Annotated in this window: 8 protein-coding genes; 6 read left to right on the top strand and 2 right to left on the bottom strand. The window is 38.8% G+C overall.

The window, feature by feature from the left end:
• Positions 1 to 1220 precede the first annotated feature (1220 nt).
• The 5 genes from NEOC95_RS05380 to NEOC95_RS05400 all read left to right on the top strand — a co-directional run bounded on the left by NEOC95_RS05380 (position 1221) and on the right by NEOC95_RS05400 (position 10674).
• The gene (locus NEOC95_RS05380; RefSeq protein ID WP_213152064.1) at positions 1221 to 6647 is read left to right on the top strand and encodes a hypothetical protein; all 5427 of its coding nucleotides are present in this window, start codon (positions 1221 to 1223) and stop codon (positions 6645 to 6647) included.
• A 617-nt stretch (positions 6648 to 7264) separates the two neighbouring features.
• Positions 7265 to 7834: an elongation factor P gene (gene efp / locus NEOC95_RS05385; protein WP_166154489.1), complete on the top strand. Its 570-nt coding sequence runs from the start codon at positions 7265 to 7267 to the stop codon at positions 7832 to 7834.
• Positions 7835 to 8788 carry an EF-P lysine aminoacylase EpmA gene (gene epmA, locus NEOC95_RS05390; protein WP_213152065.1) on the top strand — a complete coding sequence of 318 codons (954 nt, stop codon included), beginning with the start codon at positions 7835 to 7837 and terminating at the stop codon, positions 8786 to 8788.
• Positions 8789 to 8882: 94 nt separating this feature from the next.
• The gene (locus NEOC95_RS05395) at positions 8883 to 9359 is read left to right on the top strand and encodes a YkgJ family cysteine cluster protein (protein ID WP_242678151.1); all 477 of its coding nucleotides are present in this window, start codon (positions 8883 to 8885) and stop codon (positions 9357 to 9359) included.
• Positions 9360 to 9741: 382 nt separating this feature from the next.
• Positions 9742 to 10674 carry a leucine-rich repeat domain-containing protein gene (locus NEOC95_RS05400; protein WP_213152066.1) on the top strand — a complete coding sequence of 311 codons (933 nt, stop codon included), beginning with the start codon at positions 9742 to 9744 and terminating at the stop codon, positions 10672 to 10674.
• A 482-nt stretch (positions 10675 to 11156) separates the two neighbouring features.
• Here the strand turns inward: NEOC95_RS05400 and NEOC95_RS05405 are convergent, their stop codons facing one another.
• Positions 11157 to 12434, bottom strand: a complete 1278-nt coding sequence (locus NEOC95_RS05405; RefSeq protein ID WP_166156879.1) for a M18 family aminopeptidase — start codon at positions 12432 to 12434, stop codon at positions 11157 to 11159.
• Positions 12435 to 12726: 292 nt separating this feature from the next.
• Positions 12727 to 14016 carry a serine--tRNA ligase gene (gene serS, locus NEOC95_RS05410; protein WP_213152067.1) on the bottom strand — a complete coding sequence of 430 codons (1290 nt, stop codon included), beginning with the start codon at positions 14014 to 14016 and terminating at the stop codon, positions 12727 to 12729.
• Positions 14017 to 14256: 240 nt separating this feature from the next.
• Between serS and NEOC95_RS05415 the strand changes: the two genes are divergently transcribed.
• Positions 14257 to 17217 (top strand): insulinase family protein, encoded by a 2961-nt coding sequence (locus NEOC95_RS05415; protein WP_213152068.1) that lies wholly within the window; start codon positions 14257 to 14259, stop codon positions 17215 to 17217.
• Positions 17218 to 17324: the final 107 nt, after the last annotated feature.

Below are 17324 nucleotides of genomic sequence, written 5' to 3' on the forward strand. Positions count from 1 at the left end.
CCAGGTTAAGCTTGATAGAGATTGAAGCAGCCTCCTGCATTAGAATTTAATGCTTTAATAATAAAGCAAAGAATGGTTATAGAGCCGTCTCGTCTCTTAAAGAGCAGGAGGAGATAATGTTGCCGGGAAGGCTTAAGTCTTTAGAGGAAAACTATCTATTTGTTTTCCTATCGGGAATCAACTATCATTATATTTTGAAAGCGATTTTTAGATTGTCCACTCAGGTAGCATCTTTCTACAGCCTAGGAAAAAATGACAGGATAACCCTAATTTTATAGCAAAGGGTGTTTGAAAGAAAAGCATTGCTCTTAGCTTAATGTTTCTTTAAAGATATGGAAAAATGTTAACCTCTAATGAGGTTTTGATCTATAGAGAGTTTTTTGTCTCGTCCTCAATAATCAATAATTTCACCTGTATCTGGGTGCATTTGGCAAGCTTGCCTTTTAGCATATTGCCATAGTTGTGAGGTTTTTTACAGTGCTAGATATTAAAATAGCTAGTGATTTCGCTATGACTAATTCGGCCCTCTAAGGGGTGAGCCTAAATATCCATAAGATCTTAAATCAATTTTTTTCTTGTTTCATTACCCACTATCTTGCCCAGCAAATTTTTTTAGCTGCCTTATATTTAAAGTAAGTTTATGAAGATAACCTCTTCTTGACGAAATAAGAAAAAATCTTTAAAAATCCAATTTTAATTTTTTGGGTAATATTTTAGGGATTTAAATTGTTTTTCTTATTGGAAGGTAATAGGTGCTTATTTCATAAGCTAAAATGTCCTTTCTATAGAAAAAGCATTTCAGCAAATGAAGGAAAGAAAAGGAATCGATTGAGGAATCTATCTAGACAATTATCGAGGAGAGGTAAAGAAAAAATAATTGCTAAACCTTTTTCTTTTCTGCCTTTTTACAAGGAAATATGCATATAACCTTAACAGCCCTTTATCTTTAAAGGACGGACATTATTGTGCAAGGTCAACCCAAAATGCCTCCTTTTAGCTGATGTCTTTGGAGGGGAGGTTGATAATATTTAAGCGCTGCTTATCCAAGCTATACAAGCTAAAAAAAAACGCTAGCCTTTATCTATAGCTAAGCGTGTAGAAAACTTGCTTAAGAAAAATAACTAAATGCTTTGCTAAGAAAAATAGAGATTATTTTTTTAATTTTTCACTTGTAACAATTAAAAGTAGTAATAAACAACCAAAGAAGTTAAAGAATTTATATGCAAATCACTTCCTCATTAGGCCCTTTGCAACCTGTTTTTTATCAAGAACCGGCCCTAGAATCAGGAGGTTCTAGTAGCGATGTCTCTTTTTCACCTTTTATAGAGCCAAGCTGCACTACCCCTTCTTTATCTCCTCGTGGCCCGCAAATGTGTCCTCAAAAGCCTATAAGAAGTACACAGGAAGAAAAGCTTTTAAAGAAGCGTTTAATAAATTATTTAGGCCAAGAAAAAGATCTGCTAGGGGAAACCATCGCTCACCTTCATGCCGAGTCTTCTCTTTATACTGCCAAAGAAAGAAATAAGCTGATTAAGCTTGTGCCTTCTCTTAAGTTACCTTGGTTCATAGTTACGGAAGAGCAGAGAAAGGAGATAATTGAACAGGGGATAAATGTGACTTCCTACCCACGTTTACAACCTTTTCATAGCGTCTTGGCTACTATCGTAGATACTATAGCTTCAATCCCAACTTCCTCTTTTAAAGATAAGCTAAAAATTTTAGAGACCTATTATACTAACTTTATTACTCAGCTCCTTGAGGCCTCTAGCTTAAGGGAGCGAGAGGCTTTGCTAGCCTTGAAAGTCCAAGTCTGTGGAGATTCTGTGGGTTTTCTCCTCCTTGACATAAATAAAGCTCTTGCTATGCTTTCTATGGATGATCTAGGGCTGCCTTGCCGTACTAATACGCATGGTAGGCATGCAGTGGCTTCTTTAGGAGGCTTACATTGTAAAGGTAATCCTAAAGCTGCAATTGTTTCTGATTATTTGAAACCTGCTTGGGAGTATGCTGCTACTTCTTTAACCCAAGCTTTTTCGCCAAACTCTCTAATTGCCGCTCCTACCTCTTTCCTTAAAATTTCAAGTATGAGGATTTTCAATTGGCACGCTTCACCAGATGAGGAGGCCAAACAGATTTTTAATGAGCAGCTATGGCGTGGTAAAACTTCTTTTCAGATCTTTAAAGAATACCCTCAGATTAAAGAGAGAGTATGTAAAGCTACTGGCTTTGAGTCTTATACAGTGCAGGTGGGCTATACAATAGGTCATTCTGTTGAAACCGAACGTCCTCCAGCTATTTTGTTGGTGGATCTCATCAGCATTTTAGAAATATTTGATTTGTTATGCGATGAACGTTTACTAACTGGTGGAGAGCTGATTGAAAGCTGGCCTTATCTCTTAGAGGAAGCGCATAAACCTTACTCATCTGCTCCTGAAAAGCTTTTCCATGCTTATAAAATGTGGATGGAACAGCTACCTGAGGAGCTGCGCCTAAAAGAATTTTCTTGCATAGGAGATTTTAGTTTAAAATCTGATGAGCAAGGCTTGGACCTTTTTCGTAAAGATTTTTTAGAAAATAAAGAAGAAGATAATTTTTGGCAGCTTTTAGCCATCCTCAAGTTGCATCCTAGGCTAGCTGCAAATGCTTCTTTAGCTTCTTTAATTGAGCTACCTTTAGCTTTGCGCTGGATTGCTAAGCTTTTTCCTAAAAAACCTATAGAAGAGCTTTTTCGTCATATTCCCCTCTTATTACAAAAAATTGACAAAGAGGCTTTTAGCAGCTTAATCCTGGCCAGCCTCCTTATTCTGCCTAATGATGGTAAAGCGGATAACTATATTGTAGAACTTTTTTGGAAAGATCAAGAACTAGAGGGCTTAAAGCTTGTCTGCATTGATAATGATCAAGCTTTTGAGCCTGCAATTATTCCAACAGAAAAAGGGCATGGAATCCATTTAAAATGCCTGCCTTTATTGCTGAAAGGATGCATGGACCAACCTATTGCCCCCTCAATCAAGGAATTTCTAAAAAATTTAAACCCGCTCGATTTCTTGCTGGGCTGGATTAAGCGACTCGACCAAAGAAATCAACAATATAAAAAGCTTATTATCCAAAAACAGCTAACTAACGAAGATTTTTTAGATGAAACAGCTGAAAAAAAGTTGGATATTCCCCTATTATTGCCGAAGGGGCTGTTGACTATATTTTTTAAAAAACTACAGCTCGTGCAGGATAAACTTAAGCAAGATTTAGTCACTCACCACGATCTTTTTAAAGTTTTGGAACCGACCGCTTTTGCCTGCTATCAAGCTCTTATGCATAAACATGCCAATCCACTCGACGCATTGCTATCTCTGCACCATCAAAGCACAACTGTTGAAGCTCTGGTCGGCACTTCTCCTTTATCTTCCTCCAATGTTTTACCGTGCCTGATATCCTGTGAAGAAGAAGAAAGTGCTTTTTTATCCTCATTAGATTGGTTCGCCGGCATTCCTACCCAGCTTACTCCACTAAAAGCGATTGCTAATCTTTCGTTTTGCCCACCTTTGCCTCTTTCCTTAGCACAAAAGCAAAATTTATTGTTTATAGCTATCGATCTGGGTAGGGCTTCTTTGGTTAAACTAGCTCTTCAGCTAGGAGCTGAAATCAATCAAGCCGATGAAGCAGGACAAACAGCTTTACATAAGCTTATGCGCATCTATCACTTACCTAACTTGGAAGAAGAGCAGATTTTCTTAATCGCAGAACTTTTGCTGGCACACGAAAAGCTTGATCCTAATGCTTTAGATGAACAGAGCTCTCCTCCTATTTTTCCTTTGATCAATCGTGCCTCTTATGCATCTAGCCGCTTTAGCGTTTTATTAGCCAAGTTAGTTAAGAGGGGGGCGGATTTGGACTACCCAGATCTTCTTCGGCAGGGGGAGACGCCGTTAGAAAAAGCTATGGCTGAAGATAACCTCTCTATATTCATTGAGCTAGCTAAAAATGGAGCTGGTGCTAAAGCTCATCCTTCTAAGATTTTAAAATTTGTTAATAAACATGCCCATGACCCTCATCTTGCGCAAGCTCTTTCCTGTCTTGAAGCTCAATTGCCAGCCTTTGCTTACCTACGCTCTCTTGCTGTCTTTACTACAAAAGCTACCGGCCAAGGATTTGAATGGGAAGGAGTCGATTCCGGCAAAGCACAGTTGCATCCTCAAGTCGTGCAACAACTCCCTCTTGATGCAGGCTTAGAGTTTTACAAACTTCCTCGCACATATGGACGCAGTGCCGTTGTAGCCGTTAGCTATCTGCATCGTAAGCTTCATTTTAAGCCTTATCCTGAGATGGCAGGAATGGAGTATGCCGTAGGAAGGCTTCATCGCTTGATTATTGGGCATGGCGTTCCGGAGTCTGAATTGTTCAAATGCTACAATATGCGTCGTAATCCTTATCCTCTGTTAGTTTCAGAAACAAGTGAAGGCAAGAATTTAGAGGAGGTCTTAAAAGCAGGCAGCACTTTAACCAATCTAGATTTGCATCGAGTGCACAATATGATGCTCTTAGCTATGTTAGTCAATCCGGAGGATGGTAAACCGGATAACTACATCTTGCAATCCTTTACTAATCATCAAGGGGAAAAAAAAGATCAACTCGTAAGTATCGATAACGACCATGCTTTTCTTCCCTCTTTTTCTAAGGATGGAAAGCTGAAAGTTAAATGTATCCTATTTTGCTTAAATCAAATGCATACTGCTCTTCATCCTGAAACGAGAAAGCTTTTCCTAAAAATTAAGCCTCTAGAGATCTTGCAAACGTGGCTAAAGAACCTCGGTGAGCAGCAGCAGCGCTATGAGAGTCTCTTTAACGAAAAAGAGCGTGATTATGTCTATGCTTATAACAAGCAAAAACCTGTGATTTCTATTCTTTTGCCTCCAAAAACTATTGTTAGAATTTACCAAAAGCTTACATGTATGCAGCGTGCGATAGAAAGCAACGCCGCGTTGACTCCTCTAGAGCTTCTCTTCCGCTTAGATCCTTCGCTGGGAAAATATTATGCCCATCTTCTGCAGGATACAGTCGCTTCTCCCTACGAGCGCTTCTTGAAGGGGCCAGGACATTTCTATGATAAAGCTCAGCAATGCTTAGTAACTAGTAGTACTACCAGCTCACTTTTAAAATCAAGCAATATACCCGCTAAAGATCTAGCTAGGCATGAAAAACGCTATCTACCCCAAGAGGCTTTAAAAGAACTAGAGATGCTGATCAGCCAAAGCAATCCTCGCCATCTTCAAGCGGTTGCTGCTGCTATAAAAAAAGGAAATATTGAACCTTTTCAAGATCTTTTAACGGATAGCTTACGTGAAGCTGCCCTAGCTTTTTTAAAAATTTCTAAGCAAAAGCAAGAGCTAGCTTTGCTTAAAGCTATGGCTGCTTCTTCTTTCAGCAGTTTGTCGTTAAAAAATTGTAAATCTTTAGATGGGTCTCTTTTGAAACGTTTATTAGAAGCTTCTAAAGTTCTTACCAAGTTAGATGCTAGCCATTGTGATACCTTAAAATCTTTTTCTTTTGTAGAATTGCCTTGCTTAACTTCTCTTGACCTTTCTAATTGTAGGCGTCTTTCTAAGCTGGCTTTGAAAGCTCCCAACCTGCGTTTTCTTGCTTTAAAAAATAATGCGGCCTTAACTTCTCTACAGCTAGAAGCCCCTTCTTTAGAAAAGCTTGATTTAGAAGGGTGCGTAAATCTTCTTGCCCATCAGATTGCATCGCTCATCGAGACCTATCCACGTCTTAAAAGTTTAACGTTACCTCACCGTGATCCTTCCTTGCTAATGCGGTACAATCTCCCTCCTTCTTCTTTAGCGATTACCTTGCAAGTTAGAGACTTGTTTCAGAATACTCTTCGCACTCTTCAGATTGCCCAAGGCCTTCTCTCAGAAGAAGAATGTAAAGCTTTAAAAGAGGGTCTTAGGCTAAATTCTTCGCTTCAAGAGGTAGACCTTTCCGGCTTTCCAATACCTGATCCATTTGCTATGGCTTTAGCACAGGTCGTAGAAAATAACCAGACGCTCAATCGGCTGAGCTTCTGGGGTAATGAGATAAATCATTCTGCAGCGATTCCTTTAGCAAAAGCTCTAAAGGGTACATCTTCAATTACTCATTTAAGATTCTATGATGTACCGCTAGACTCTCAGAGTATCATGGCTTTTGCTGAGGGGATAAGAAACAATTCCTCCCTTGCCATTATTGAACTTAGCGGGAATCAAATAAATGAAGAAGGAGCTAGCGTTTTTGCTAAGAGCTTAGAAAGAAACTTTTCGCTCACAGAGCTAAACTTTTCTAATAATCAACTGGCAGATAGAGGTGCTATTGCTTTAGCTAAATCCCTAAAAAACAAAGTCTCAATTACTAAGCTTGTTCTTGAAAATAATTGCATAAAGGATGAAGGTGCTCTTGCTTTATCTAAAGCCTTAAAATACAATTCTTCCCTCGTCGAACTTATTCTTAAGGTTAATTTGATAGGCAACAAAGGTGCTACTGCTTTAATTAACCTTGTGGAGAGCAATAGGTCGCTCACTCAGCTCGATATTTCGCATAATTTAGTGGAGGATGCGGAGATCATAAAATCTCTCACCTCCTTATTACTAAGGAATAAAGAAAATCGAATTTAAGTAAACCATTGTTTCATTAGTTATAGAATGTTTGAAATTTTTAGCTGGTAGCCAAAAGGCTAATTTCTTTGCCCGAAAACTTAGAGAAAAGTCTTCTTTGGCAAATGGCTATAAGCTATTGGCTAGCCCCCAACTTTCTAGAAAGGACTTTCCTTAGAAATATATTTTTCCCCTGGCTCGTTTACTATTTTAATCATACATCCTTTTCGTTGCAGAAGGTTATTGTTGATAAGATGCTTATCCTTTAGCTTCAGAACTCTTACTATCGAATTGGCTAAAAGGATGGTAGAGTAAGTCTTAAAAGATTGATGAGAAATAAAGCCCAGCCTAGCATAGTAGGGGCACTAAGGTCCCAATATATCTAGGAAAGCTTCTAGCTGCTAATCATTGGCTTAAATTGGCGCAGGCGTAAATATAACATGGAGAGGCTTAAGCGTTAGAGCTGATCGTCAGATTACTTTTTCTCTTCGTTGGCGTTAAAGTAATTTGTCATAAGCAAGGAAATGTAACGGGGTCTACTTAAAGTAATCTATTGTTTGTACAACTGGACAAAGCTATGTCACTTATGTTAAATTGTCATCTATTATTTAAAAAAAAGCAGAGTTTAAGGAATTTTTATGGCACAAATTAGTACAAATGAGTTCAAAGCTGGAATAAAAGTGGAAGTGGATGGACAACCTTATACAATTGTAAGCAATGAATTTGTTAAGCCTGGCAAAGGACAAGCTTTTAATCGTGTGAAATTAAAGCATCTTACTACAGGACGTACGATTGAACAGACTTTTAAATCAGGAGATAAAGCAGAGGTTGCCGATGTAGTCGAAGCCGAAATGCGCATGCTTTACAAAGAGGCTGATGGGGTCGTCTTTATGGATGATAAAACATTTGATCAGGTTAAAATTCCTTTTGCAAGCATAGGCGATAATGCTCAGTGGTTAATGGAAGATCATTTGTATTTTATAGTATTTTACAAAGGGCAGCCCGTTACTCTAGAACCTCCTACTTTCATCGACATGATTATTACCGAAACTTCTCCAGGAGCGCGAGGAAATACAGCTTCTGGCCGCGTGCTGAAGCCTGCTGTTGTAGAAAGTGGCGCTAAAATTCAGGTTCCCATCTTTGTGGAACAGGGTGAGAAAGTTAAAGTCGATACACGCACTGGCGAATATGTTTCTCGCGTTTCATAGATGGCTGCCCAGTTAAATAGAGGCAAGATCCTTAAGGATCGGGCCTTCATGCTAGCCCAAGCACGAGAGTTTTTTGCCAAGCGTCAAATCCTAGAAGTGGATTGTCCTATTCTTACTCAAGGGGCTTCTATTGATGCTAATATCGATTTAATTCCTGCTCGCTATGCAAACCTTGAAATACGTTATATGCATTCTTCCCCAGAATATGGGATGAAAAGGCTGCTAGCAGAAGGAATAAGTGATATTTATCAGTTATCCCATGTTTTTCGCGACGCTGAATTTAGTTATAAGCATAACCCTGAATTCATGATGGCGGAGTGGTATCGTTTAGCTGTCTCTTATGAATTTATGATTGCAGAAGCTTTAGATTTCGTTCGCCTGTTCTTGGGTCCTTTACCTGCTTACACTCTAAGCTATCGTGAAGCGCTTCAAGAATATGCTGATTTAGATTATGTGAAGGCCTCTATTCCTGATTTGATAGAATATTTGCAGAATAGAGGTATTCAACCTTACGCTCATATTGAAAAAGAAGGAAAAGATGCTCTTCTAAATCTTATCTTAGCGATGGTGGTTGAGCCGCATTTAGGAAAAGATAAGCTTTGTGTTTTGACTGACTATCCTGCCACCCAAGCGGCTCTCGCTCAGACAAAATGGCAAAATGACGAGCAGGTCGCAGAACGGTTTGAGATTTATTACGCCGGTTTAGAACTTGCTAACGGCTATCATGAGCTGGGAGATGCGGGTGAACAGCGCAAGCGTTTGATGGAAGCAAATCAAATACGGAATGGTTTAGGCAAAAACCAGCTTCCCATCGATGAAGCCTTTTTGGAAGCCTTAAAAAAAGGTTTTCCTGATGCCTGCGGCGTTGCAGTAGGTTTTGATCGCTTGATGATGTTACGTCATCAGGCTTCTACGATTGCCGAGGTCATTCCTTTTGCTTGGACTACAGCTTAAGAAATTGCCGCTAGGCTTATTGTTTGGCCATTGATAGGTAGACCTTATGATGTTTTATATGGCTTAAATTTCTTTAAGGCTGTCACAGGAGAACATGATGGATAAAAATAACGATAATACCCAAACTTCTAAATCCTTACCTTGGTATAAAGAAGGCCTACGTTTTCAATGTACTGAATGTGGAAAATGTTGTACAGGCTCGCCAGGCTACGTATGGATAACAGAACTAGAGATGCAGGCAGTTGCTAAGCTATTAAAGATATCTTTAGAGCTGTTTAAGAAAAAATATACCCGCCAGCGCGAAAATCGATATTCCCTGATTGAAAAGAAAAATCTTAACAATGAATATGATTGTATTTTTTTAAAAGATAAAAAGTGTTCTATCTATCAAGAACGCCCCCGGCAATGCCGTACCTTTCCGTGGTGGAAAGAGAATCTTGCTTCGGAAGAAAGTTGGAAAGCAGCGGCACAATATTGCGAAGGCATCCATGAGGAAGCAGCCCTGGTTCCTTATGAAAAAATTGAACAACAACTTCACCTCAATCAAAATTCATTGATACAGAAAAGCTAAATGCTTTTATTTAAGCTTGCTGTTAGGTAAGCTTAAACAGACCCACCTTTACCATTGGCTGATCGACGCTCATTCATTAAATTTTTTACCTTAGGATAGAAGTGTCATCCGTCATAGCTGATGGCTTAAGGTCGGCAGTTTTTGCGATCTTTTTCTATAGCCCCCATCTCCATCGCCCCTAGATGTCCAATGGAAAATGTGGCATGTTCTATAAAAAAGCACCTTATAGCCTTTTCCAATGGCTTTTTATAGTACTAGCTTGCCTAAGCAAGCCGCTAAGCTGTTTTTAAATCTAGCTTTCCTAATTTTGCTTTTTCCATGTATATGAATAGCTCTAAAAATTAAATAAAAATAGGCATAAAGCTTAGAAGGAGACCATGCTATGAATCCTTGCTCTTCTCTTACCATTGAACATCTACCTAATGAAATACTGACTCCTATTTTAAAGGCATGCGCTGCACCTTCTTTATATAGCGTCTGTACAAAATGGCGACATTTGCTGGCTACAGAAGTCATGCCTACCCTTTATAAGCAAATAGGTCAGATGCATGTTCCCCATGGTGATGTTCACAAGCAGGCTCTTATTATAGATAGGATTTATAAATTAGAAGCTGAACTTCCTGAAGTTACAAAAGTCAACCTGATCTTTAAGCAAATCTTTGCTTTAGCTAGCTCTCTTTCACCCTCAGAATTAGAATTTAAATGGATAACCGAGGAAAAAAGATATTTTACTCTGGCTAATTACTCTTCTTATCTGATAAGCATTAACCGCCTTTTAATGTGGAAAAAAATCCCTGGTGGAAGGAAGTACTTAGAGCAAGAGAAAAGCAAGTATTTGCCTTTAACAAAAAAAGGAGAGCTTTTCAGAGAGTGGATTGAAAATCATGGCAAAGATATTAAAAGCTTAGATTTAACTAAATCTGGCTTGACCTTTCTACCCCCAGAGATAGGATATTTATCGCAGCTGAAAAAGCTTAATTTAAACAATAACCAGCTTACCAATCTTCCGGTAGAAATAGGGCATCTATTTCAGCTAGAAGAGCTTTACTTAGATAATAACCAACTGACCATTCTTCCGGTAGAGATAGGGCAGCTTCCTCGGCTGCAATGGCTTCACTTAAAAAGCAACCAGCTTACCACTCTTCCGATAGAGATAGGGCATCTTCCTCAGCTGCAATGGCTTTACTTAGGTAACAACCGGCTTACCGCTCTTCCCGCAGAAATAGGGCAGCTATCGCAGGATTTAGCTCTTCAACTCGCTGGAAATCGGTTGGAAAGTATTCCTGAGGAAATAAAACAACGTTTTAGGCTATAACTGGAAAAGTTTGTATCTTTACCATTTCTAGAGAAATAAATTGATAAGCTTAGAAGTTGTTGAGGATATAAATAATCTTCCTATAGCATCCGAAGCGTAGAAGGCTCACTCTGCTAAAAGATAGGAAGAATTTCTAATAGCTTTTTATATTGCTAACTTGCCTAAGTATGCTGCTAAGCTGTCTTTAAATCTAGCTTGCCTATTTTGCTTTTTCCCTATATGAATACTTCTAAAAATAAATGAAAGTAGGCATAAAGCTTAAAAAGAGGCTTTAACATGAATCCTCTCTCTTTTATCACCTTTGAGCATCTAACTAAGGGCATTTAAAGTCTTTCTACGGGAGCAATAGGGCGCACGATGAAGATTTTGCAGGAAGGCAAAGACTATGGATTTTTTGGTCTATTCATTAAAATTAAAGGTATCAGCAAAATGATTATGCTAACACCTTTTTATTCTTATTCTTTTCATTCTACTCATATAAATTAACTTTGCAAAAAAGCTGCTAGCAAGCGACACATTTCTAGATGATCCTGAGTAGCAATAAGCTCACGAGCAGAGTGCATACTTAGCTGGGGCGAGCCTATATCAACTGTTGTAATGCCTGTTTGAGAAGCTTGAAGGGGGCCAATGGTAGAACCGCAAGGGATATCATTGCGACATGAAAAGAATTGATAAGGAATAACATGCTTTTCGCATAAATGGACGATACCAGCTGAAGATTGAGCGTCACTGGCATACCGTTGATTTGCATTGTATTTAATTACAGGGCCTTTATTCATTGAAGGAGCATGGCGCGGATCGTGCTTTTCCATATAATTGGGATGCAAGGCATGCGCTAAATCTACAGATAAACATAAAGATTGGGGCAAAAGACTCAAAAATTGTTCTCTAGAAAGTTTTAAAGCTATGGCTATACGTTCTAAAATCTGTAGAAGAAAAGGGGAGTCAGCTCCCTGGGCTGTTTGCGAGCCTATTTCTTCATTGTTCCAAAAGACAGCTAAGTTCAAAATGTGTTTTTGAGGATGACTAGTTTTAAGGGCTGTCATGCCTGCATGCACGCTAGCCAGGCTATCTAGACGATAGCCGCTAAGCATTGTAGAGCCTATAAGCTTGGCTCTCTCTAAAGGATATAAGAATAAATCATGGCTTAAGATGTATTCGAAAGGGTCTTTTATGTTATCTTCCAATATTTTCAAAAGGTATGATTGCTGGGAATCTGCATCTAAAGCGGCCAAGGCTGAAAAATGCTCTTGTTTGTTAAAATAGGGGCCTCTTTCATTAGCTTCACGGTCAAGGTGGATGGCAAGCTGAGGAATGATTAATGGATGACTATTAATATTGACTAACGCTTGTTTAATTTCATGGTTAGAGCCAGCTAAAAAGACCCTTCCCGCTAGGCCTAAGTCTCGGTTAAACCAGGAGGTGAGAAGAGGCGCTCCATAAATTTCGGTAGCAAGCATAGTCATATTATCGCGGCGAAATTCAGGGTTAGGCTTTAATTTGAAGCCAGGGCTGTCTGTATGTGAGGCAATCAGGTGGGCTTTTTTGAACGATTCATGAGGAGTGATAAAAGCACAAATAGAAGACCCATTACGTTTAAGAAAATAACCTTTGCCTTTTTCTAGTTCCCACTCTTGGGCTTCTTCCAGTTCATTAAATCCTTCAGCAAGAAGAGATCTGCCTATATAATCTACTGCATGCCAAGCTGTGGGAGCTTGATCGAGTAAAAGCATTAAATCGTCAATAAGCGAGTTAGACATGATGAGAGTCCGTTTTTTATATAAGTTAGGGGAAATTGGCTTTTTAGAAAATTTATTTTCTATGGTCTATCAGCGAGAGTAAAAGATAAGCAATAAACATAAAAGTTTTAATTTATATCTCTCTAATCTTTTTTATTATTTACTTAACTTTTTCATTGCTGGTCATACTCTATATAGCCTCATTCAAGGAGGTTAAGGCAAAGCTACCCCACAAATTTCCTCAGCCTCGGCTGAAAGGTATAAACCTTAAAAGTTTACCTGCGGATAAAAAAAATATGAGAAGCTTGGGCTTTTAATTTTTATCCTCATGGGGAACCAGCTTGTCTACTCCTAGGTAGCTCTGCAATACTTTGGGGATATTAACAGATCCATCCGCATTTTGATTGTTTTCGAGCAAAGAAACCATTAGACGCGAGGTAGCTAAGCCGGAACCGTTGAGTGTATGAACAAATTCAGGTTTTCCTGCCTTTGCTGAACGAAAGCGGATATTGGAACGTCTAGCTTGAAAATCTGTGCAATTGGATACAGAAGAGACTTCATAGTACCGGTTCTGGCCTGGCAGCCAAGCTTCAATGTCTACAGTACGAGCCGAAGCGTAGGACATATCTCCAGTTACTAGCAAGGCCATGCGATAGTGAAGTTCTAATCCTTGCAAAATTTCCTCTGCGTTATTTAACATTTCTTCAAATAGAAGAGGACTTTGCTCAGGGGAGCAAAAGCAAAACATTTCTACTTTATTAAATTGATGGACGCGAATTAAACCTCTTTCGTTAGAGCCTGCTGCGCCGGCCTCTCGGCGAAAGCAGGGAGTGTAAGCAGTATATTTCAAAGGAAGTTCCTCTGAATTTAGAATTTCTTGAGCATGGAGGCCATTTAAAGGAACTTCTGCAGTAGGTATCAAATAAAGGTGGTAATCCTCATCATGGATTTTAAATTGTTGATTTTCAAATTTAGGCAGCTGCCCGGATCCATACTCAATTTCTTTTCTTACCAAAAGAGGTGGCATCCATTGCTCAAAACCATTTTTAATTTGAACACTAAGCATATATTGAATGAGTGCCCACTCTAAGCGAGCACCTAGACCTCGATAGACAGGCCAGCCGGATCCGGAAATTTTGGCGCCGCGTTCGAAATCAAATAGTTTTAATTTTTCGTTTAGTTCGACATGATTTTTGAAAGCAAAATCAAAATTTCTTTTGTTTCCTACCTCTTTAAAGATGACATTATCCTTAGGATCGGAAGAAACCTTAATATCTTCCATAGGAAGGTTAGGAAGCTTAGAAATTTCATAATTAAAAGAGTATTCTACCTGCTGACATTGATGCTCAAGCGAATGGATCTCATCAGCCATGGAAGCCACTTCTTTAACCATTTCGCTAGCATCTTGGTTGAAGCGCCGCATTTCCCCAATTTTTTGAGAGAATTCATTGCGGGTAGCTTTTAAAGTCTCTAATTGGGTTTTTAAAGTACGCAATTGCGTATCTAAATCCATCACCACCGTTAAATTGATGCTAGGATCTTTTGTTTTTAGTTTAGCCTCTATTCCTTTAGCATCTTTGCGCAGGAGCTTAATGTCTAGCATAAGGGATAACATCCTCGATTATTTTTTTTCGTTTATTATAAAATGTAAAACCTTTAAAAGGCAAGGAGAGGAGAGAAGAGGCAAGCTAGGTCTGCTTTAGCTAGGATAGCAGCCGTAGGTCTTAAACTTAAGCTTTTTTAATTTTATTTTCTACTCTTCCATTTGCTCAGTTTTTTCTTGAGTCTCTTTGACAGATCTCCTATATTCGTTTTTTTGTGTAAACCTTCTACCATCAAAGCTATGAAGATCAACAATTTAATGTTTACCTTAGGATGTCTAGGCTTTTTATTAGGTCTTCCCTTCCTGCAAGCAGTGGAAAATAAGGGCTACACCTTGATTGAAGATAAAGCTTCATTGAGAGTCAAAACTCCTACCTTTTCTCAAACGCAAGTACTTAAAATCAAGCTTAATAATGGTCTGCAAGCCGTTTTGATTTCTGATCCTCAAGCTGATCAGTCATCTGCAACTATGGTTGTAGAAGCAGGTAGCTGGCAAGATCCCGAGCAATATCCCGGTCTTGCTCATTTTGTAGAACATATGCTTTTCCTAGGGACAAAAAAGTATCCTAACGAATCAGAATTTCAGCATTTTATCACAGAGCATGGCGGATTTTCTAATGCTTTTACTGCTAATGATCACACTGCTTATATGTTTTCCATCGATAATGAAGCTTTTCCTCAAGCGCTTGATCGTTTTGCCAGTTTTTTTAAAGAGCCTTTATTTAATGTGTCGGGGATTTCGCGAGAATTGAAGGCTATTGATCAGGAATATGCTAAAAACTATGAAAACGATGATGTGCGCGAAGTTATGGTCATGAAGCATATACAGAATCCTCAACATCCTAATTACCGCTTTAACATAGGAAATTCTGCAACTTTAAAATCCGCTTCTCAGGAGATTTTAAAAGCATGGTATAATGAGCATTATAGCTCTAATATTATGCGCTTATTGCTTGTATCTAACTTACCCTTAGAAGAAATGAGACGGTTAACGGTTGAGGAATTTGGTGATATCTCTGATAAACACAAGGCTTGTTATGTTCCTGCTATGGACCTAAACAATCCTGATATGCAAGCTAAACTTTTTTATATCAATCCTATCCAGAATATACGCAAATTAACGTTGGTATGGGATTTACCTCAAGAATTTGCCGAGATGAAAGACACTTACCCTGATCGTCTGGTTTGCCAGGTATTAGGACATGAAGGTAAGGAGAGCTTATTAGCGCAATTGAGACGGGAAAAATTAGCAGAAAATTTAGGATGCAGCACTTTTAATTTAGGGGAAAAAAATTTAGTTTTGTTTGTGCAAATGGATCTTACCGATAAAGGAGTTCAATCTGTTGATCAAGTAATCTTACGTTGTTTTCAAACTCTAGCGTTAATGAAAGAGAAGCCTTTTCCTCGCTATATCTTTGATGAGGTCAGGCAAATTAACTTACTCGACTATGAATATCAACAACGCGAAGATGTATTTACAACGGCTATGAAAAATGCCGACCTTTTAGTTAGAGAAAATATAGCCACTTATCCAGAGCAAACTAAAGTGATTCAAAAATTTAGCCAGGCAGATGTTCAGAAGCTCTTGGATTATTTGACTCCCTCCAACTGCCGTTTTTTGATTCAAGCACCCCCTTCCCTGACAGGAGTAGAACCTACCCATCAAGAAGAGTGGCTACAAGTTGCTTATGCAATGCAAACCGTAGATCCCTTTAAAATGCAAGAATGGGCATCTGCTACCCCTATTGTCGAGATTGCTTTGCCTCCTCCTAATCCTTTTTTACCTCGATCTTTGGATTTGCTTCATGCCTTGCCTAGCAAAGCGACAAAACTTCCCCGCCTGCCTTGCCCGCAACTCATTGAAGACTCAGAACATGGTACGATTTACTATGCAAAAGATCAGCATTTCCTCATTCCTCAACTTTATTTAAATTTTAACATTAAAACTCCTGAAGTAGATATAGGGGATGCTGATAAAATTGTGCTGGCCGATATTTATGTCAAAGCGGTCGAAGAAAATCTTAGCAAATTTAGCTATTCGGCCACCACGGCAGGCTTAAATTTTAATGTAGCACGTAGCGATTATGGTCTGGCCTTTAAGATCAATGGTTATAACGACCATGCTTTTCTTTTATTTGAAGGAATTCTTAAACACTTAAAAGAGCTAAAGCTTTCAGAACAAGCATTTAAAATATTTAAACAGTCAGTGCTAAGGCGCTATCAAAACTTTACAAAAAAAGCTCCTTTAAAAAGAGCTAAAGAGCTCTTTCAACAAACGATCTATAAAAGATATGCTACAGAACAGCAGAAAATAAATGCTATACGTAAGCTCTCCTTTGCTAAGTTTCAGGAAGATATTCAGTCGCTATTTAGGCAGTCTTTTGTTGAAGGATTGATTTACGGAAATGTCACCGAAAATCAGGCTAAAGAATATGCAGATAAGTTAATCAAAACTTTAGATAGCGCGCCTTATCCCAAGCCAATGCACAAACATGCTGAAATAATTGATTTATCTCCAGCGGAAGGCCCTTTTCTTTTGGAAATAAAAATTCCCGTCCAAGGTAGTGCTGCCTTATTAGCTATCCAAAATCCTAGCTTTACATTTAAAGAACGTGCTGCCCAGCAGATATTGATGAAAGCAATGAAGGAGCCCTTTTTTGCTGAGCTACGCACGCGGCAGCAGACAGGTTATCTTGTCTCCAGTGCAGCCGAAGAGATTGAGCGTAAGCTGCTTCTAGCATTTGCTGTACAATCTAACACTCATGCTCCTCGTGATCTTTTAGCGCGCTTTGAACTGTTTATTGAAAGTTTTATACAAGGATTGGATAAAAATTATTTAGCTCCCAAGAATTTTGATATCATTAAAAATTCGCTTTTAGAAGAGCTTGAGAAACCTCCCCATAATATGGAATCCATGGGGGCTCTTTTACATAGCTTAGCCTTCAAATATGAGGGGCGTTTTGATTGGATAGATAAACGCATTCAAGCGCTTAAAGCACTCACATATGATGAGCTGCTAAGCTTTGCGCATGCGTGTATAGGCAAAGGCAATAAACGCCGTCTAGGTTTGCTTATAAAGGGGCCTATGGATAAAGCCAAAGGGCTGTATTACACTTTAATAAATACACCTGATCAATTTAAGCAAAGAAGTACATTTTCCTCTAGCGGGGGAAATGAGGAAAAGGAACGTAAGCTTGAATAAATTATACGCTTTCGAGCAGCTCTTTATGTAATCATATACTTAGTAAAAAGCTTGTTTTTACTGATAGAGTCAGCCTGGGAAAAGGTTGATTTCTTTTTTGATGATGC

The organism is Neochlamydia sp. AcF95 (assembly GCF_018342455.1).
In the GTDB taxonomy this organism is placed as follows: domain Bacteria; phylum Chlamydiota; class Chlamydiia; order Chlamydiales; family Parachlamydiaceae; genus Neochlamydia.